The organism is Pseudomonas sp. H3_E04 (assembly GCF_054668915.1).
On the sequence record NZ_CP162797.1, the window covers coordinates 5,669,526 to 5,688,663 of the forward strand.

Consider the following 19,138-nt stretch of genomic DNA (forward strand, 5'->3'; position numbering starts at 1 on the left):
CGCCAGGTTCGGGAGCGATACCTGCTGACCAGGCTATGAGCCAGCAGCATCCCGAACCGCGCGAGATTCTAACAGCTTGAAGCGAATTGCGTTATATCCGCTTCTTCAGTGCTTATATCCGGTTCTTCAGTGCATAGAGCATTTCGAGCGCACGGCGTGGCGTCATATCGTCCAGATCGACCTTGGCCAATTCATCGAGCACCGGATGTGGCAGCGAGGCGAACATATCGCTTTGCTGCGGTGGCGACGGTTTGCCTTTGGCTGCCGGTTTCGGCGCTTCGTGGGGCAGGGCGGTGTCTTCCAGGCGACTCAGATGCTCACGCGCACGCAGGATCACCTCGCTCGGCACACCCGCCAGTTGCGCCACTGCCAAGCCGTAGCTCTGGCTGGCCGGCCCGGGCAGAACGTGGTGCAGGAACACGATGCGTTCGTTGTGCTCGGTAGCGTTCAGGTGAACGTTAGCTACAAGAGGTTCGGCTTCCGGCAACACGGTCAGTTCAAAATAGTGCGTGGCGAACAAGGTGTAGGCGCGCAGATGAGCCAAGCGCTCGGCCGCCGCCCACGCCAGCGACAGACCGTCAAAGGTGCTGGTGCCGCGCCCGACTTCGTCCATCAGCACCAGACTGCGCTCGGTAGCGTTATGCAGGATGTTGGCGGTTTCGCTCATCTCGACCATGAAGGTCGAGCGACCACCGGCCAGATCATCGCTGGAACCGATGCGAGTGAAGATCCGATCGACCAGCGACAACTCGCAACTTGCGGCCGGCACGAAACTGCCGATATGCGCCAGCAGCACGATCAAAGCGGTTTGCCGCATGTAGGTGGATTTACCGCCCATGTTCGGGCCGGTGATCACCAGCATGCGCGTGTTGTCGTCCAGACTCAGATCGTTGGCCACGAACGGTGTGGTGAGTACTTGCTCTACCACCGGGTGACGCCCCTGGGTGATGCGCATGCACGGCTCGCTGACGAAGCGCGGGCAGTTAAGGTCGAGGTTCAGCGCACGCTCGGCGAGGTTGCTCAGCACATCCAGTTCGGCCAATGCGCCGGCGGTGTCCTGCAATGGCGGTAATTGACTGATCAAGTCTTCGAGCAGCGCTTCGTACAGCATTTTTTCCCGGGCGAGCGCGCGACTTTTGGCCGACAGCGCCTTATCTTCGAATTCTTTCAGCTCGGGCGTGATGAAACGCTCGGCGCCCTTGAGCGTCTGCCGGCGGATGTAGTCGGCCGGCGCCGATTCAGCCTGCTTGCTCGGCAGCTCGATGAAGTAGCCGTGGATACGGTTGTAACCGACTTTCAGATTGGCCAGACCGGTGCGCGCTTTCTCTCGGGCTTCGAGATCGATGAGGAACTGGCCGGCGTTTTCGCTCAGCGATTGCAGTTCGTCGAGTTCGCTGTCGTAACCGGTTTTCAACACGCCGCCGTCACGGATCACCGCCGGCGGGTTGTCGATAATGGCTTTTGCCAGCAGCGCCGCCAGTTCCGGATAGGTGCTGGTGGTGGCCGCCAGATGCTGCAGGTGCGGCGCTTCCAGATCGGTCATTGCCGCTTTCAGCTCAGGCAGCGCGCCGAGGGCATCACGCAGACGCGCCAAGTCGCGCGGCCGCGCATTGCGTAGACCGATTCGTGCCAGGATCCGCTCGATGTCGCCGATTTCCTTGAGCTGCGGTTGCAGCTTTTCGAAGCGGTAGCCGTCGAGCAGGCAGCGGATCGAAGTCTGACGGGCGAGCAGCACCGTCAGATCGCGCAGCGGCCGGTTCAACCAGCGGGTCAGTAAACGACTGCCCATGGCGGTCTGGCAACGATCGACCACCGATTGCAGGGTGTTGTCGCGGCCGCCGGCCAGGTTGGTATCCAGCTCGAGATTTCGTCGGCTGGCGCCGTCGAGCACCACGGTGTCATCGAGACGTTCGTGACGCAGGCTACGCAAGTGGGGCAAAGCGGTGCGTTGGGTTTCCTTGGCGTAGGCCAGCAGGCAACCGGCAGCGCCGATGGCCAGGGTCAGGTTTTCGCAGCCGAACCCTTTCAGGTCTTGGGTGGAAAACTGCTGGCAGAGACTTTTCAACGCCGAGTCACGCTCAAAGTCCCACGGCGCACGACGACGTACGCCACGGCGTTTTTCCGCCGGCAGGTCTTTCGGCCAGTCATCCGGAATCAGCAGCTCCACCGGATTGACCCGCTCCAGTTCCGCCAAGAGGTTTTCCCAACCTTTGATCTCGAGCACGGTGAAGTTGCCGCTGGTGATGTCCAGCACCGCCAGACCGAACAGACGCTCGTCGCCCAATACGGCTGCAATCAGGTTATCGCGGCGCTCATCGAGTAACGCTTCGTCGCTGACCGTCCCGGGCGTGATGATCCGCACCACTTGGCGCTCGACCGGGCCTTTGCTGGTGGCCGGATCGCCGACCTGTTCACAGATCACCACCGACTCGCCGAGCTTGACCAGTTTCGCCAGATACCCTTCCGCCGCGTGGTAAGGAATCCCACACATCGGAATCGCCTGCCCCGCCGACTGTCCGCGCGCGGTCAGGGTGATATCCAGCAACTTGGCGGCTTTCTTCGCATCTTCGTAGAAGATCTCGTAGAAATCGCCCATGCGATAGAACATCAGCTGATCCGGGTGCTGATTCTTCAGGCGCCAGTATTGCTGCATCATCGGAGTGTGGGAGGACAGGTCGGAGACGGCTTTATTCATCGGATTGTCGGGCAACTCGTTAAAAGATGTAGGGCAAAGCGCGGGCAGTGGCCGGGCTTTTCCGCGATGGGCGCAAGGTTACCATGGGCAGTCTGCCCGACGCAGGCACTGCGGTCGGGTGAGCGTTTACTTGCAGTGAAAAGTTGATCTATGCACGATTTATGCAAATCAGCATTTGTCTTCAGGAAAAACTTCAAGCACTATGCGCGTTATGCAAAAACGCAACGTTTCCTCCGTCTTAAGAGCACTGCTCGACCAGCACGGGATCTCCCCCACGGAGCTCCACCGTCGCACGGGCGTGCCTCAATCAACGCTCTCGCGGATTCTCAGTGGGAAGATTGTCGATCCTTCGGATAAACACATCTCGAAGATCGCTGAATATTTCAACGTCAGCACCGATCAGTTGCGCGGGCGCGCGGATGTCGCGCCAACGACCGGCGGCACGCGCGCTGACGTGCATGCGGAACTCAAGGACATAAGCCTGTGGGACGACGACACGCCTGTCGATGACGACGAGGTGTCGGTGCCCTTTCTACGTGAGGTTGAATTGGCTGCTGGATCAGGAAGATTCGTCATCGAAGAGAGCGAGCGCTCCAGCCTGCGCTTCGGCAAGCGCAGCCTGCGCCACAACGGTGTGCAGTTCGACCAGGCCAAATGCGTGACGGTGCGCGGCAACAGCATGTTGCCGGTCCTGCGTGATGGCGCCACCGTCGGCGTCAATGCTGGCAAGTGCGGCATCGGCGACATCATTGATGGCGACCTGTATGCGATCAATCACAATGGCCAATTGCGCGTGAAACAACTCTATCGGCTGCCCACCGGCATCCGTCTGCGCAGCTTCAATCGCGACGAGCATCCGGATGAGGACTACAGCTTCCAGGAAATCCAGGAAGAGCAGATCGTCATCCTCGGTCACGTCTTCTGGTGGGGCATGTACGCCCGCTAGCCCCTTTCGATTCAACTGAAACCTGCCCCTCGGCAGGTTTTTTTTTGCCTGCAGAAGTCTCCCCACCCCTTGGCCCGCTTGGGTTTCATGCGCATACGCAAATTTAATGCATAAATAAATGCATTTACGCATTGACTGTATATGCATCCATGCATATTCTTGCCACCAAGCCGCTCGACAAAGCGGCTGGCAAGACAAGCTCTTTAGTTCCACAAGAACAGGCAGCGATGAACCGGCCTCAACGGTTCAGAGGGTTGGCAACTGACCCGGGTGTGCAGCGTAAAGCACCAGAAGCAGTTATCCGGCGGGCAGGGACCGCGGTCGGAAAAACAATCTGAATGGACTCGTACCGCGCCAGTAGCGCCGAAAAGTCAGCTTCCTTCTCGAACTCAGGATTGGAAGGAAGGCGAAGGAGCGCATTACTGAAAAGCCCGGTGTACAAGCGCCGGGCTTTTTGGAATGCCTGCCTCAAGAGAAATCGTTTGAACCCACCCATCACTCATCAATCACCCATGGAGGCGTGACATGACAAACGAGCAACAAGCGTTGGCTGACATGCCGATCTGGCTGGTCATCCTCCTCGCCGTCGTCGGCGGGGTTTCCGGCGAAATGTGGCGCGCCGACAAGGAGGGCGCCCGCGGCTGGTCACTGGTACGACGCCTGGCCCTGCGCTCCGGTGCCTGCATGATCTGCGGCGTGTCGGCGATCATGCTGCTGTATGCCGCCGGCATGTCGATCTGGGCCGCTGGCGCGTTTGGCTGCCTGACAGCCATGGCTGGCGCTGATGTCGCCATCGGCCTTTACGAACGCTGGGCGGCCAAGCGTATTGGTGTCTGCGAAGTGCCGCCGCGTGACCAGCCTTAATTCTCCGCGCATAGCCCTATGCGAGCGAGCGAGCCTGCTCGCGAAAGGGACGTCAGCTTCAGCATCGATGTGACTGATCGACCGCTTTCGCGAGCAGGCTCGCTCCCACAGGGACTGCGGCGACCTCTGTAATTTCTCTTATCCGGAACACCCCCATGAAGATCACCCCGATCCTCACGCAATTGCGTGGGCAATGCCCTGGGCTTGCCAATCACATTTCGGTGGGTGTCGATCTGGCGTTGCTGCAAGGCAACTCCGATCTACCGACACCCTCGGCTCACGTACTGCCGCTGGCTGATCTGGCCAGTCCTGGCAGCGCACAGAACCTCATCACCCAACCGATCCGCGAGCGCTTCGAAATCGTCCTCGTGCTTGACGCTACCGACCCTACAAAAGCGCTGGATCTGTTGCACGACCTGCGCGCCGAACTGTGGCGTGCGCTGGTGGGGTTCAAGCCCGATGCCGACTACAACGCCATCGTCTACGACGGCGGTGAACTCGCGTCGATCAACAGCAGCCGCGTGTTCTATCGGCTGCGTTTCTATGCCGAGTTCCAGTTCGGCCGCAATCTGCCCGGTCAGCCGGCGGAAAGTTGGCACGAGCGCGAACTGGACGCTTTGTCGTCCTTTACCGGGATGACGGTGCGGGTCGATGCGATCGATCCGGCTGACCCCAACCTGCAACGCCCGGGCCCGGATGGACGGGTGGAAATGACTTTCTCTGGAGACGTAACCCCATGAGCAACCGCATCACCGTAGTGCCGGCCGCTGGCCGTGTCGTACCTGACCCGGAGGCGGGCGACCTGTTGCCGGCTGCAGGCCGTGAAGTGCTGGACAGCGCCTGGTGGCGCCGGCGTCTGGCTGACGGCGATATCACACTCAAAACCGCGAAAGCGGCTAAACCACAGGGAGCCAAATAATGGCGATCGGATTCAGCAACATCCCGGCGGACATTCGTGTGCCGCTGTTCTATGCCGAAATGGACAACTCGGCCGCCAACAGCGCGACATCGGCCATGCGCCGTTTGATCGTCGCTCAGGTCAACGACAATATTGCCCCGACCGAAGTCGGCAAACTGGTGCTGGTCTCCAGCGTAGCGCTGGCGAAAAGCATTGGCGGGCAAGGCTCGATGCTCGCCTCGATGTACGAGACCTTCCGCAAGGCCGACCCGATCGGCGAGATCTGGTGCCTGCCGCTGCACAACAGCGAAGGCGCAATCGCCAAGGGTGTGCTGACTCTGACCGGCACTGCGACCCAGGCGGGCCTGCTCAACCTTTATGTCGGCGGCGTCCGTGTGCAAGCCACCGTGGTCAACGGCGCCACCGCCGCTCAAGCGGCCACTGCTCTGGCGCAGAAAATCAACGCCACTGCCGACCTGCCGGTCAGCGCTAGCGCTGCTGAAGGTGTGGTCACCCTGAACGCCAAATGGACCGGCGACAGCGGCAACGACATCAGCCTGCAATTCAATCGCCTGGGCAAGAGCAACGGCGAAGAAACCCCGGCTGGCCTGACCAGCGCAATCACCGCCATGACCGGCGGCGTCGGTGTGCCGGATCAGATCGCTGCCGTCGCAGCACTGGGCGATGAGCCGTTCGAATTCATCGCCTTGCCGTGGTCCGATCTGGCCACCCTCAACACCTGGCAAGCGGTCATGGATGACAGCACCGGGCGCTGGTCGTGGGCCAAGCAACTGTTCGGTCACGTCTACAGCGCCAAACGCGGCACCGTCGGTACGCTGGTCGCCGCAGGCCAGGCGCGTAATGATCAGCACATGACCATTCAGGCGCTGGAGCCGGGCGTACCGCAACCGTTCTGGGTACAAGCGGCGGCGCTGGCTGCACGCACGGCGGTGTTCATCTCCGCCGACGCCAGCCGTCCGACGCAAAGCGGCAGCCTGCCGGGTGTTGACCCGGCGCCGGCGAGCGAGCGCTTTACCCTGACCGAGCGTCAATCGCTGCTCAACTACGGCATCGCCACCGCTTATTACGAGGGCGGTTACGTGCGCATCCAGCGTTCGATCACCACCTACCAGAAGAACGCCTACGGCCAGGCCGACAACTCCTATCTGGACAGCGAAACCATGCACCAGTCGGCGTTCATCGTGCGTCGTCTGCAGAGCGTGATCACCAGCAAATACGGCCGCCACAAACTGGCGTCCGACGGCACTCGTTTTGGCGCCGGCCAACCGATCGTCACCCCGGCGACCATTCGCGGTGAGCTGATCGCGCAGTACGCCAAGCTCGAACTCGAAGGCCATGTGGAAAACGCCGAACTGTTCGCCGAACACCTGATCGTCGAGCGCGACGTGCAGGACCCGAGCCGCGTGAACGTGTTGTTCCCGCCGGATTACATCAACGGCCTGCGCGTGTTCGCACTGCTCAACCAGTTCCGTCTGCAGTACGACGACGCGGCCTGATCCGCGCAGTCGGCGTTAAGCATTCAGCCCACCTCGCGTGGGCTTTTTATTTGAAGGGAGAAACACCATGGGTCAACTGATTGCAGGCACCTGCTACGTCAAGGTCGACGGCGCACAACTGACCATCAATGGCGGCTGCGAAGCCCCGCTGATGGCCGTCAAACGTGAAACCGTCGTGCCCGGTTTCTACAAGGAAACCGACATCGCACCGTCGTTCAAAGTGACAGCGCTGCACACCGCTGACTTCCCGCTGAAGAAGCTGATCGAAGGCACCGATATCACCGTCACCTGCGAATTCAGCAACGGCAAAGTCTACGTGCTGGCCGGCGCCTATCTGGTCGAGGAGCCAGTCTCCAAGGGCGACGACGCTACCATCGAACTGAAATTCGAAGGCATCAAGGGGACCTGGCAATGAGCGGCGCCGTGAAGCTTCAAGTCGCAATCGAAGCCCACGGCGAGCCACTGACCGAACTCGTTCTGCGCCGCCCGACGGTGCAGGAAGTGCGAGCGATCAAGGCGCTGCCGTACAGGATCGACAAGAGCGAAGAAGTCAGCCTCGACATGGATGTGGCGGCCAAATACATCGCCGTGTGCGCCGGCATCCCGCCGTCGTCGGTCAACCAGTTGGATCTGGCGGACCTCAATGCACTGAGCTGGGCCGTTGCGAGTTTTTTCATGAGTGCGGCGTCGGCGCCATCACCGACCTGATCGCCGTCGCCTATGACCTGGCCTGGTTCTGGAAGGTTGACCCCGAACAGATGATGGCCAGGCCACTGGATGTGCTCCGCGAATCGCTGGAGCACGCGCAACGGATCAATGCGATGCAGCAGGTGCAGTGATGGCAGACGAAGAGAAGAAAACCCCGAAACCGGTGCTGATCACCGGCATCGATGAACTCTCGCCCAAACTGGGCGCCCTGCGCGTGAAGGTTGAGAGTTTCAAAAACAATCTCGAGCAGACCGGCCTCGGCAAACTGGACATCAGTGGTCTGTTCAACGGCGGCAGCGTGATCACGCCGTTTGTAGACGGCATCAAATCGGCCGCAGCGTTCCAGGGCAAATTGAGCGAAGTCAGCGACACGGCGAAAACCGTCGATCTGCCCGCCGCGCCGACAGCAGCGACGCAGAACATGAACGTGTTCAGTGCGTCGATGCAGAAGGTTTCGGCGGCGGTGGACGCCGCGCTGGTGCCGGCGGTGGGGGCCTTGGTGGTCGGGCTGGAACCGATGCTGACGCAGGTCGGCAGCCTGCTCGCCGACAACCCGAAACTGGTCGAAGGCCTGGCGGCGGGGGCGATTGCCTTCTCCGCCATGCAATCCGCCGTCACCGGTATGACGCAGGTGATGGACGTCATGAGCATGGTGCTCAAGACCAACCCGATCATGCTGATCGCCATGGGCATTGCCGTGGCCGCCGCTTTGATCGTGGCCAACTGGACACCGATCAGCGCGTTCTTCACAGGGATGTGGGAAGGCGTGAAAAACGCCGGGGCGGGTGCGATGACGGCGCTGCGCTCGGTACTCGACTGGCGACCGCTCGCGGTACTGGCTGCAATGTGGCAACCGGTCACGGGATTTTTCTCGTCTATCTGGGACAAGGTCATGGCCGTGACGGCGCCAGTGATCGACTTCTTCAAATCGGTTTTCGCGTGGTCGCCGGCCGGCATGATCATCGAAAACTGGGGACCGCTGACCGGTCTGTTCTCGGCGATCTGGGAGTTGCTCAAGACCCTGAGTGTGCCGGTGACGGCGTTTCTCAGAAACCTGTTCGATTTCTCGCCGATGCAGATGATTACCGATGCGTGGGGTGGTGTCGTGACGTTCTTCGAACCGATGTTCACAACGCTGCAATCGGCCGTACACAGCACTCGGGATATCCTGCGCACGCTGTTTGATTTTTTCCCGATGGAAATGCTCACCAGCGCCTGGGGTGGGATTGTCGGGTTCTTCGAACCGATCTGGATGGCGCTGCAAACGTCTGTGCAGCAGGTCAGAGGTTTTTTCACCAGCCTGTTCGAGTGGTCGCCGCTGGAGCAGATTGCCCAGTATTGGCAGCCAGTCGGTGAAGTCTTTTCGGCGATCTGGGACGTTGTGTTGGCGCTATCCGCGCCGGTTGTGGATTTTTTGCACGGCCTGTTCGAGTGGAAGCCTCTGGATCAGATCATCGAGAGTTGGGGGCCGATCACTGAGTGGTTCGGCGAGTTGTGGCAAAAGCTGCAAACCGTCATTGCGCCAATCAAGGAGTTGTTCGAGGGGGGCTTCGCCGGACTGATCGCCAAGGTCACCGGCAAGGTTGAAACTCTCACTGAAGCACAACGCCAGACCAATGCCGAAGGCAAAGGCGAACTGGCGCCGGCGTTCTTCGCTGCCAGTCCGGCGCCTGCTGGCAACGGCACACTGCAAAGCGGTTCGTTGCCACAAACCTCCAGCGCGCTGATCCAGCAAAGCGCCGCGAACAACCGTACGCAACTTGAAGGCGGCCTGACCGTGCGCTTCGAAAATGCACCGGCGGGCCTGCGCACCGAGCAACCGCAAACCAATCAACCGGGCCTGGCCGTGTCTTCGCGCATCGGCTATCGCTCGCTGTCGATGGGAGGTTCCCAATGAACTGGCGTGACCGTTTGTTGCCGGCATCCTTTCGTGGTGTCGGTTTCTGGATCGACCAGGCGAAGACCCCGGTCGGGCGCAAAGGGCAGTTGCATGAATACCCGCAACGCGACCTGCCGTTTTTCGAGGACCTCGGCCAGCAGGCCAAAACCCACGATCTGACCGCGTTCATCATCGGCCCTGATTGCCTGGAGCAGCGCGACAAGCTGCTCAAGGCGCTGGAGCAGGGCCGTGGCGAGCTGGTGCATCCGTGGCTCGGACGCCTGCAGGTCAAGGTCGGCGAATGCGACATGACCCACACCCGCCAGGACGGTGGGTTGGTGACGTTCGCCTTGAAGTTCTATCCCGACCAACCCCTGCCGTTTCCGACAGCCACGGTCAGTACGCAGAAAGTGCTGCTGGCCAAGGCCGACGGGCTGCTGGGTTCGGCGGTGGCGCGTTTCGAACAGGCGATGACGCTGATCAAGGCCGCGCGGATCGGCATCACCAACCTGCGCAACAGCCTTACCGGTGTCTATGAAGTGATCAAGGAACAGCTCAAACCGCTGATCGAGCAGTACCGGCAGATCACTGAACTGGTCAAAGCCGTGAAAGAACTGCCCAAGGAAGTGGCGGCGGAATTCAAGGGTTTGCTCGGCGATATTAAGGAGCTGAAAGCGTTCGCCAAGGAAGGCTACCGTGGCGTGATTGCCGACGTGTCGCAGCAACTCGAAGCGATTCGCAAGGCCGATGCGCCGAAGATCACCACCGGCAAGGATACCAATGCCGCAGCGCAAGCCATGGCCGATCTGGTGCAGGACACGATGCTGGTCAAAGTCGCGCAGTGGGTCGCGTCGATGCCGGTGGCGACCACGCCGGTAAAACTGGCGTCGACACCCTCAGTGGCTCAACAGTCGACGTCGCCGGTCAGCCGTCAGGAAGTCCCCGTCAGCGATGACATGCAAGCGCTGCGCACGGCGGTGACTACCGCCATTGATCCAATGCTGGCGAAAGCTGGACCTGCTCACTTCCAGGCCATCAACGATGTAAAGGAAGCGCTGGTGGCTCATCTCAAAGCGGTGGCGTCCTCGGGCGTGCGGCAAGTCAGCAAATCGTTTCAGGAAAGTTTTCCGGCAGTGGTCGTAGCCTACAAGCAGTTTGGCGATGCCACGCGGGTCGAAGAAGTGACTCAGCGCAACGCGATCACCCATCTCGGTTTCTCGCCCAACGATGTCAAAGTTTCGCGGGAGTAATGCCATGAACGAATTGGATAACCACGTCACGCTGACGGTCAACGACATGGAATACGGCGGCTGGAAAAGCGTCGAAATCACTGCCGATCTGGAGCGTCAGTTCCGCACTTTCAAGCTCGACATTACCTGGCAGTGGCCCGGTCAGACCGTGGATCAAAGGATCAAACCCGGCGACCCCTGCGAAGTAAAAATCGGCAAGGACCTGGTGCTCACCGGCTACGTGTTCAAGGCACCTGTCCGCTATGACGGGCGGCAGATCAGCCTGACCATCGAAGGCAGTTCGAAGACCCAGGATCTGGTCGATTGCGCCGCCCGCAACCTGCCCAGTCAATGGCAGCAACAACCCTTGCTCAGCATCGTCCGGGATTTGGCTAGCGAATATGGGCTGTGGGTGGTCAACGAAATCAGCGACACCACACGCCTGACCAAACACACCATCGTGCCGGGTGAAACGGTATTCCAGTCGATCGACCGATTGCTGTCGCTGCTGCGGGTGTTTTCCACCGACAACGAGCTGGGTCAGTTGGTGTTGGCCAAACCCGGCAGCGGCGGGCGCGCTAGCGATGCGCTGGAGCTGGGCAAGAACATTCTGTCGGCCAGTGCGCCGATGGATTTCAGCCAGGTGTTCTCCGAGTACCGGGTGATCGGCCAGCAAAAAGGCTCGGATGCAAAAAGCGGCGCGGCGGTCAGCGAAGTCGAGTCGACGGCGGCGGATCTGAGCTTCAAACGGCGGCGCACCACGGTGATCAACGAAGGCACGCAACTGACCTTTGAGTTGGCGCAGCAGCGTGCCCAGTGGGAAAGCGCGACCCGCATGGGCCGCGCACAGACCACCACCTATCAGGTGCAGGGCTGGCGGCAGAGCAACGGTGATTTGTGGCGCCATAACACACTGGTCAAGGTCAAGGATCCGGTGCTGGATTTCGATGGCGACATGCTGATCTCCAAGGTCACCTATTCGTTGTCGGCGCAGGGTTCGGTGACCACGCTGCAAGTGGCCCCGCCGCATACCTTCGATCCTGATCCGACTCCCCCGAAAAAAACCTGAGCCTGACCCCGAACCCTGTGGGAGCGAGCCTGCTCGCGAAAGCGTCGCCAGCCTCAACATCACAGCGCCTGACCCGCCGCGTTCGCGAGCAGGCTCGCTCCCACACTGATCCCATTCGGGCGACTCTTTTCAAGGACACCCCATGAGCCTACTGACACGCCTGCTGGCGCGCGGCACTGTCGTGCTCGCCAATTCGGCTTCGAAACTGCAATCGCTGCAAATGCGCCTCACCGCCGGTGAAGTCAACGACGACCTCGAACACTTCGAACCCTACGGTTTCACCAGCCATCCGTTGGCTGGCGCTGAAGGGGTCGTCACCTTCATCGGCGGCGACCGCTCCCACGCCATCGCCCTGGTCATCGCCGACCGCCGCTATCGCCTGCAAGCACTCGCTGCCGGTGAAGTGGCGATCTACACCGACGAGGGCGACAGGATTCACTTCAAGCGCGGGCGGATCATCGACATCGAAACCGCCACGCTGAACATCCGCGCCAGCAGCGCGGTGAACTTCGACACGCCGGTGATAAACCAGACCGGCAAGATCGTCTCCACCGGTGATCAACTGGCCGGCGGCATCAGCCAGATCAAACACGTGCATGTTGGCGTGCAGGCCGGCAACGGTCAGACCGGCGCGCCGGCAGGAGGCCAATGATGTTCATCAGCCAGAACCTCCACGCTGCACTGACCCGCGCCGTCCTGATCAGCCTGTTCACCTGGCGTCGCGCCGCCGATGACGACTCCCTCGATGACGAAGAGCGCTTCGGCTGGTGGGGCGACAGTTTTCCCACGGTTGCCGACGATCGCATCGGCTCGCGCCTGTGGCTGTTGCGCCGGGTCAAGCTGAGCCGGCAAACGCAGATGGACGCAGAGTTCTATGCCCGCGAAGCCCTGCAGTGGCTGCTCGACGACGGCCACTGCAGCGCGATCGACATCATCAGCGAACGCCTCGACGCCCAGCGCCTGAACCTGCGCACGGTCCTGACTCTGGCTGACGGCGAGCGTCTGGATATCAACCCCGATAACAGTTGGCAGGTGATCTATGCCGTTTGAAACCCCTTCGCTGCCGGTGCTGATCAAACGCACCCAAAGCGACCTGGCCGGCGATTCGCTGCGCCAGTCCGATGCGCAAGTGTTGGCCCGTACCCTCGGCGGCGCCGCTTATGGCCTGTACGGTTATCTCGACTGGATTGCCGAGCAGATCCTGCCGGACAAGGCTGACGAGTCAACCCTGGAACGCATCGCCGCACTGCGCCTCAACCAGCCGCGCAAAGCCGCACAGGTGGCTACCGGCAGCATCAGTTTTACTGCAACACCTGGCGCCGTGCTCGACGTTGACACGCTGCTGCAATCGAACGATGGCCGGACCTACAAAGTCACCACCGCGCGCACCACGGTCAATGGCAGCAACACCACCACGATTGCGGCGCTGGAGGCCGGCAGTCTGGGCAACGCCGACGCCGGTCTGACACTGACCCCGGTGCAACCGATTGCCGGGATTGTCGGCAACAGCTTCGTGGTGCTGGCGCCGGGCCTCAGCGGTGGCGTGGCCCGCGAAAGCCTCGAGTCGCTGCGCTCGCGGGTCATTCGATCCTACCGCGTGATTCCCCACGGTGGCGCGGCCAGCGACTACGAAACCTGGGCACTGGAAGTGCCGGGTGTGACGCGGGCGTGGTGCCGGGGCGGCCTGCTCGGGCCGGGCACGGTGACGGTGTTCATCATGCGTGATGAAGACCCGCAACCGGTGCCGAACGATGAGCAGTTGGCGGAGGTTCAGGAGTACATCGAACCGCTGCGTCCGGTGACCGCAGAAGTGCATGTGCAGCGGCCGGTTCAAGTGCCGGTGGTGTATCGCTTCAAGCGCGTCGAACCGGACACCACTGCGGTTCGCGCCGCCGTCGAAGCGCAACTGCGTGATCTGCATAACCGCGAGGCAGATCTGGGTGTGCCGCTGCTGATCAGCCATATCCGCGAAGCGATCAGCAGCGCCGGCGGCGAATACGATCACAGCCTCAGCGCACCGGCAGCCGACGTGCCGGCCGGGCAGAGCGAACTGCTGACCTTCGGAGGCTGCATATGGGGGGCATAAGAACCGCCGCGCAATACCAGGCGCAACTGCGCGCTTTGCTGCCGAGTGGCCCGGCATGGGATCCGGAACGCGTGCCGGAACTCGAAGAAGTGTTGCAAGGCGTCGCCGTCGAACTGGCCCGCCTCGACGCCCGGGCTGCCGATCTGCTCAACGAAATGGACCCGGCCGGCGTCAGCGAATTGGTGCCCGACTGGGAACGCGTCATGCAACTTCCCGACCCGTGCCTGGGCACCACGCCGCTGTTCGACGATCGCCGCCTCGCCGTACGCCGCCGCCTGCTCGCGGTCGGCAGCCAGGCTATCGGCTACTACCTCGACATCGCCAAAAGCCAGGGCTACCCCAACGCCAGCATCACCGAACACGAAGCCCCGCGCATGGGCCGTGCACGTTTCGGCTCGGCGCATTGGGGCACCTGGGAAGCGCAGTTCATGTGGACGCTCAACACCGGCGGCCGCCTGCTGCTCGGCCGGCGTTACGGCGCGAGCTACTGGGGCGAGCGCTTCGGCGTCAACCCGGGCTCGGCGCTGGAATGCCTGATCCACCGCAGCGCGCCGGCGCATACCAAGGTGCACATCAATTATGACTAGGGAGGGATGAGCAGATGGACTATCCGAATAGCGTGCCCAGCGCCGGGCTGGTGAATGGCAAATTTGTGGATGAGAACCCCATGACGGGGACGCCGGGATCGTTGATTCCGGCGGATTGGGGTAACGGAGTTACGCAGGAAATTCTCAACGTGATCAAGGCGGCGGATCTGACGCCGGACGAGAAGAAATATGATCAGTTGTTGCAGGCGATTCAAAGCGTTTCGGCCAAGGGCTGGAATCTGGATTCGGCGTTGCCGCTGGCGGCCCTGTCGCTGCCGACCATTGCCACGACGGATGCCCGTATGCCCATCACGCCAGTTGCCTCCTCTGCAAGCGGCGGCCGGGTGTCGGTGCCGGCAGGTGTTTACGCCAGCATTGGGCAGGAAGTCGTGGCGGGTCAGTTGGGACGCTCGCGTACGTTCTCTACACAGGCCTGGAGCAGCGCCGACCTGTTGCCGAGTTCGGGTTACTTTCTGCGGGCTCAAGTGGTGGGTGGTGCGCTGACGTTGTATATGCAGCGCGGAACGATCTACGACGTGACTCCCGAGTCACTGAAGGGGACGCTAAACGGTGCTTCCGGCGGTGGATTTCAGTCCTCGGTGCTGGATATGTGTCTGGCCTGGATAGTCACGGGCGCGCCGGGCTCCGTGCCGTTAGTGCGTGCGATCTACAACCGTGCGCGCTTGACCTGGACGCAGACCGTCAACGGTACTGGAGCGGTATTCCTGCCCTTGGATCCCCATGCACGCGCCGCGCGTCTGGTTGCTGGTAACCCGACGCCTTCTTCTTCCGCTGTTACCACCGTCGCGTTTCCGTCGACAGGGTGGGCAGGGGGCAACTACAGCTATCTGTCGCCGGTCTCAACGGGCGTTTCCAACAATGCGGGCGGCTGGAATCCGACCACCGCGCAACCTTGTGTGGTGTTCACCAACAACATAGTCAACGACGTCACGGTGTCCACCCTGACCGCCAGTTTCGACCATACCAATCTACGTTCGCTATGGCAGTCCTATCAGGCCGAACACAACTTGGCACAGGCCAATGCCGACAGCGATGAACTGCTGCTGAGCATGGGCATCAAGAGTCATCCGCTGACCGACTACAGCGTCGGCATCGCAATCAACTTCGGGGACGCCGTGAATGTCCAGTTGCAATGGGAGCTTATTCGATGATCGTTATTCAGGAACTTCATCAGTTCAACGGTGAGTTGCGCCGGCCGCAACCATCGGTAACGCATGAATGGGACGGAGAGAACTGGGTGTTCAATCCGGATAAGCAGATTGCGCTCGATCTGGAGGAAGCCGGGCATCTCTGCGCCAAGGTTGACGCCGCCGCAGACAACGCTCGCAACGCACTGGCCGGCGATCCACTCAAGGCCATGGAGTACGCACAGGCCGCCGCAGACGCTCAGGCTTTCAGCGACGCCGGTTACCCGAAAAAGGAGGTGCCACTCTCAGTCGCCGCGTGGGTCGCGAAAGGCCGCACGGCCAAACAGGCTGCGGAGCAGATTCTGAGCAAGGCCGAGCAACTGACCGACCATCTGTTGGCGCTGCGTACGTTGCGACTGAAGGCCAAAGCGCAGATTCGCGCCCAGGCAGCCAAGGGCACCATGGATCTGGCGCGCAGTGCTGTTGACGAAGCATTGGTCGCCATTCGCGAACTGGTCAACAGTCCATCCAGCTAAATCAAAAACTCAGTTCTGCGTCACCCAAGCCCACTTCGATGTGGGCTTTTTATTTTCTGACAACAGACCGTGAACAGGTAGGCGAAGAACGTTTTGCCGATGCCGGTCATTTGTCATTTCAAGGTGCGAACATCTTATGGATTATCCAAAAAGCGTCCCCAGCGTCGGACTGGTCGATGGCCGCTTCGTCGATGAAAACCCGGTGGCGGGGACACCGGGCTCGTTGATTCCGGCGGTGTGGGGCAACAGCGTTACACAAGAGATTCTCAACGCGATCAAGGCGGCCGGCCTTACGCCGGATGAGGCGAAAACCGATCAGTTAGCGACGGCGATCGGTGCACTGGTCGATTTCACCAAACTGAAAAATACCCCGACCACATTGGCCGGTTACGGCATCACCGATGCGGTGGGGCGGCTGCTGGTGGTCAGGCAGTTCGAGAAAGTCGGGATTACGCTTTACAAGCCAAACCCCAAAGCCAAGAGGATCCATGTGCGGCTGGTCGGCGCGGGGGGGAGCGGTGGTGGGTGTTCGCCCGTTGCCGCCGGTTATCAGGGTATTGGTGGTGGCGGAGGCTCTGGGGCCTTTGCTCAAAGCCTGTACGACGTGACCCCGGAAATACTTGCAGGCGTGCCCGTTACGCTGGGTGGCGGTGGCGCTGCGAGTAATGTGATGGGGCTGGCCGGCGGAGGTGCTTCGTTCGGCACCTACATGAGCGCTGCGGGCGGTGGAGGCGGGCAGGTCCTTACCGTCGCCGTAACAGCCACAACAGTTGGTTTCGTTCAGGGCGGTGCAGGAGGGCAAGCAGTCACAGGCGGCAATCTTGCCAATGCTCGGGGCGCACCCGGCGAATACGCAATGTACAACGCCAATTGGGGCGTCCTCTCGGGTGCGGGCGGTGCCAGCCCGTATGACGGCGGTGGTACCCGAGTGGGGGTCAACGGGATTGGCATCACCGGCGGACGCGGTTCCGGCGGCAGCGGCTCCTGTTCGACCAACGCTTCGGCTGCCGTACTCAGTGGCGCCGGCGGCAACGCCTTCTGTGAAATCTGGGAGTACGAATAATGGCCATTTATGCACGGGTCGAGAACGGCGTGGTCGTCGAACGGATCGATACCGGTGAGTACGCGATCAGCCAACTGTTTGCTCCATCTTTCGTCGATACGATGGTTCGCGTGCTGGATGGTCAAGAGGTCGAGATCGGTGCGCCGATCAGCGGGCTTCCGACAGTCGCCGGAGAATTGCCTGCACAGCAGAGCCGTGTGATAGCTCAGGCTCCCATTGTTGCAGAGGAGGAACCTGCGATGGCCGCCCGTGTCTGGCGCCAAGCCTCTCTCGCCACGAACGAATGGTTGGTCTCGCGGCATCGCGATGAACAGGATCTGGGACGCGGCACATCGCTCAAGCCCACGCAGTATCTGGAACTACTTGAGTACCGACAGGCATTGCGCGACTGGCCTGACTCAGCGCTTTTCCCGGCGTTGAATGCCCGCCCTCTGGCACCCGCATGGCTCGCTATCAAAACAGGAGAACAGTAATGGATTACCCAAAAAGCGTCCCCAGCGCAGGGTTGGTGGATGGCAGCTTTGTTGATGAAGACCCGCTGAACGGCAGACCGGGATCGCTGATTCCGGCGAGTTGGGGCAATGGTGTCACCCAGGAAATCCTGAGTGTCGTTCAAGCCGGCGGGCTGACGCCGAGTGAAGCGTCCAACACGCAAATGCTGGGCGCACTGCGCAGCGCTCAGCTTTTTAGGACCGCCGCACCCTTCGATATCAGCCGTTCGGCGGCGACTTGCGAGTATGTTCAGCGGGCTCTTGGCAGCTACGCGGGCGCGCGTGACATCCTTGCAACTACGCAACTAACTCTCGCTGACCTGGGCTGGTCGTTAGGTCTGGGTGGTAACTCGCCTTACACCGTGACCCTGCCGGACATCGACAAGGTTCCAATGGGCGCCGCCATTGCATTTCACTGCCGCAGCAATGCTCCGGTCACGATTGCACACCCGGGCGCCGCCAAGATAAGCCCGCAAGGCGTTTTGTTGAATTCGATAGTGATCAACAGTGGCGAGAGCGCCACCATCGTCAGGGAAAGTGGAGCCTGGGCGGTACACGGGACGGCGAGTCTGAAATATGCCTCGCTTTTTTCCGGATTGACGAGTGCCCAAGGTTATCAAAAACACGCCAGCGGCAATATCGATCAATGGGGCTCAGGTCTGTCGAATGCTGCGGGACTGGTCTACGTGACATTTCCAATCTCGTTTCCGAGGGCCTATTTCTCGCTCGTGGCCACACATGCGGGAGGTGACACCGCAATGATCGTGCTGAATGCCGCCAACCAGCAGGGCTGCACCTTGAAAATTCGCGATGCGAATGCGCAGTTGGCTGCCAACTGCACCGTCAACTATTTCGTAAAGGGCTATTGAATGAACACCTTCAACGTTTTATTCAGCGCCACCACCCGAGGTGTTTACGTACCTGGCATCAACTCGACGGACATCCCCGACGACGTCATCGAAATTCCTCAGGGTTACTGGATCTCGCTGCTGCAGCAACTGGCGGTGAGTGCGAAAATGATTGGGGTGCGTGCGGACAATGGCTACCCGATTCTGGTTGATCCACCGCCACCCTCGGCAGCAGAAGTCGAGGACATTGAACGTCTATGGCGCAATGCGCAATTGGCAGCCACCGATGGCATGGTTGCACGCGATCGCGATGAATTGGAGGATGGCGGTGGCACGACGCTGACCACTGAACAGTATGCCGAACTGCAAGCCTATCGACGTGAATTGCGCGATTGGCCGCAAGGGTCTTCCTTTCCCTTCAGCGAGCATCGCCCGGTGGCACCGCGCTGGTTGGTAGCGACGCCCTGACCCAGCGTCACTCACAAATACTTTCGCGGAAAACTCTGGCAAATAAATGGCTGGCAAGCTTCAGCCGCCAGCCGTGATTCAATCGGGACAACATCCAGAGAGGATC

The 19,138-nt window shown here is 60.9% G+C and carries 21 protein-coding genes; 20 read left to right on the forward strand and 1 reads right to left on the reverse strand.

Going from position 1 to position 19,138, the window contains the following annotated elements:
- Window positions 1-112: 112 nt before the first annotated feature.
- A complete protein-coding gene (gene mutS / locus AB4N53_RS25405) occupies window positions 113-2,695 on the reverse strand; it encodes a DNA mismatch repair protein MutS (RefSeq protein WP_460124506.1) in 2,583 nt (860 codons plus the stop codon).
- A 202-nt stretch (window positions 2,696-2,897) separates the two neighbouring features.
- Here mutS and AB4N53_RS25410 point away from each other — a divergent pair, with 202 nt between their 5' ends.
- From AB4N53_RS25410 to AB4N53_RS25505, 20 genes are all read left to right on the forward strand, one after another.
- Window positions 2,898-3,641 (forward strand): LexA family transcriptional regulator, encoded by a 744-nt coding sequence (locus AB4N53_RS25410; protein WP_110600122.1) that lies wholly within the window; start codon window positions 2,898-2,900, stop codon window positions 3,639-3,641.
- Window positions 3,642-4,166: 525 nt separating this feature from the next.
- Complete coding sequence (locus AB4N53_RS25415; protein WP_024011844.1) at window positions 4,167-4,505, forward strand: phage holin family protein; 339 nt, start codon at window positions 4,167-4,169, stop codon at window positions 4,503-4,505.
- Between the two features lie 155 nt (window positions 4,506-4,660).
- Complete coding sequence (locus tag AB4N53_RS25420) at window positions 4,661-5,245, forward strand: phage tail terminator protein (RefSeq protein ID WP_460124510.1); 585 nt, start codon at window positions 4,661-4,663, stop codon at window positions 5,243-5,245.
- A complete protein-coding gene (locus tag AB4N53_RS25425; RefSeq protein ID WP_024011856.1) occupies window positions 5,242-5,424 on the forward strand; it encodes a DUF2635 domain-containing protein in 183 nt (60 codons plus the stop codon). The genes AB4N53_RS25420 and AB4N53_RS25425 overlap by 4 nt, the downstream gene beginning before the upstream one ends.
- Window positions 5,424-6,920 (forward strand): phage tail sheath subtilisin-like domain-containing protein, encoded by a 1,497-nt coding sequence (locus tag AB4N53_RS25430; protein ID WP_460124513.1) that lies wholly within the window; start codon window positions 5,424-5,426, stop codon window positions 6,918-6,920. The genes AB4N53_RS25425 and AB4N53_RS25430 overlap by 1 nt, the downstream gene beginning before the upstream one ends.
- Before the next feature lie 67 nt (window positions 6,921-6,987).
- The gene (locus AB4N53_RS25435; protein WP_007908779.1) at window positions 6,988-7,335 is read left to right on the forward strand and encodes a phage tail tube protein; all 348 of its coding nucleotides are present in this window, start codon (window positions 6,988-6,990) and stop codon (window positions 7,333-7,335) included.
- Complete coding sequence (locus AB4N53_RS25440; RefSeq protein ID WP_122691730.1) at window positions 7,332-7,628, forward strand: phage tail assembly protein; 297 nt, start codon at window positions 7,332-7,334, stop codon at window positions 7,626-7,628. Before AB4N53_RS25435 ends, AB4N53_RS25440 begins: the two co-directional genes overlap by 4 nt.
- Before the next feature lie 130 nt (window positions 7,629-7,758).
- On the forward strand, window positions 7,759-9,525 hold the full coding sequence (locus tag AB4N53_RS25445) for a phage tail tape measure protein (protein ID WP_460124517.1): 1,767 nt from the start codon (window positions 7,759-7,761) through the stop codon (window positions 9,523-9,525).
- On the forward strand, window positions 9,522-10,757 hold the full coding sequence (locus AB4N53_RS25450; protein ID WP_460124520.1) for a DNA circularization protein: 1,236 nt from the start codon (window positions 9,522-9,524) through the stop codon (window positions 10,755-10,757). Before AB4N53_RS25445 ends, AB4N53_RS25450 begins: the two co-directional genes overlap by 4 nt.
- Window positions 10,758-10,761: 4 nt before the next feature.
- Window positions 10,762-11,805 (forward strand): phage baseplate assembly protein, encoded by a 1,044-nt coding sequence (locus tag AB4N53_RS25455; RefSeq protein ID WP_460124523.1) that lies wholly within the window; start codon window positions 10,762-10,764, stop codon window positions 11,803-11,805.
- Between the two features lie 142 nt (window positions 11,806-11,947).
- A complete protein-coding gene (locus tag AB4N53_RS25460; protein WP_039762553.1) occupies window positions 11,948-12,457 on the forward strand; it encodes a phage baseplate assembly protein V in 510 nt (169 codons plus the stop codon).
- Window positions 12,457-12,855, forward strand: a complete 399-nt coding sequence (locus AB4N53_RS25465; protein WP_460124526.1) for a phage GP46 family protein — start codon at window positions 12,457-12,459, stop codon at window positions 12,853-12,855. Before AB4N53_RS25460 ends, AB4N53_RS25465 begins: the two co-directional genes overlap by 1 nt.
- Window positions 12,845-13,891 (forward strand): baseplate J/gp47 family protein, encoded by a 1,047-nt coding sequence (locus AB4N53_RS25470; protein WP_460124529.1) that lies wholly within the window; start codon window positions 12,845-12,847, stop codon window positions 13,889-13,891. The genes AB4N53_RS25465 and AB4N53_RS25470 overlap by 11 nt, the downstream gene beginning before the upstream one ends.
- Window positions 13,879-14,478, forward strand: a complete 600-nt coding sequence (locus AB4N53_RS25475; RefSeq protein WP_460124532.1) for a YmfQ family protein — start codon at window positions 13,879-13,881, stop codon at window positions 14,476-14,478. Before AB4N53_RS25470 ends, AB4N53_RS25475 begins: the two co-directional genes overlap by 13 nt.
- Window positions 14,479-14,492: 14 nt before the next feature.
- The gene (locus tag AB4N53_RS25480; protein WP_460124535.1) at window positions 14,493-15,650 is read left to right on the forward strand and encodes a phage tail protein; all 1,158 of its coding nucleotides are present in this window, start codon (window positions 14,493-14,495) and stop codon (window positions 15,648-15,650) included.
- Window positions 15,647-16,162 carry a phage tail protein gene (locus AB4N53_RS25485; protein WP_460124538.1) on the forward strand — a complete coding sequence of 172 codons (516 nt, stop codon included), beginning with the start codon at window positions 15,647-15,649 and terminating at the stop codon, window positions 16,160-16,162. The genes AB4N53_RS25480 and AB4N53_RS25485 overlap by 4 nt, the downstream gene beginning before the upstream one ends.
- A 136-nt stretch (window positions 16,163-16,298) precedes the next feature.
- Entirely contained in the window at window positions 16,299-17,225 is a 927-nt protein-coding gene (locus AB4N53_RS25490) for a glycine-rich domain-containing protein (protein ID WP_460124541.1), read from the forward strand.
- On the forward strand, window positions 17,225-17,698 hold the full coding sequence (locus AB4N53_RS25495; protein WP_460124544.1) for a tail fiber assembly protein: 474 nt from the start codon (window positions 17,225-17,227) through the stop codon (window positions 17,696-17,698). The genes AB4N53_RS25490 and AB4N53_RS25495 overlap by 1 nt, the downstream gene beginning before the upstream one ends.
- The gene (locus AB4N53_RS25500; protein WP_460124547.1) at window positions 17,698-18,585 is read left to right on the forward strand and encodes a gp53-like domain-containing protein; all 888 of its coding nucleotides are present in this window, start codon (window positions 17,698-17,700) and stop codon (window positions 18,583-18,585) included. The genes AB4N53_RS25495 and AB4N53_RS25500 overlap by 1 nt, the downstream gene beginning before the upstream one ends.
- On the forward strand, window positions 18,586-19,032 hold the full coding sequence (locus AB4N53_RS25505) for a phage tail assembly chaperone (RefSeq protein ID WP_460124550.1): 447 nt from the start codon (window positions 18,586-18,588) through the stop codon (window positions 19,030-19,032). It abuts the gene before it with no gap.
- The last annotated feature ends 106 nt before the right edge of the window (window positions 19,033-19,138 follow it).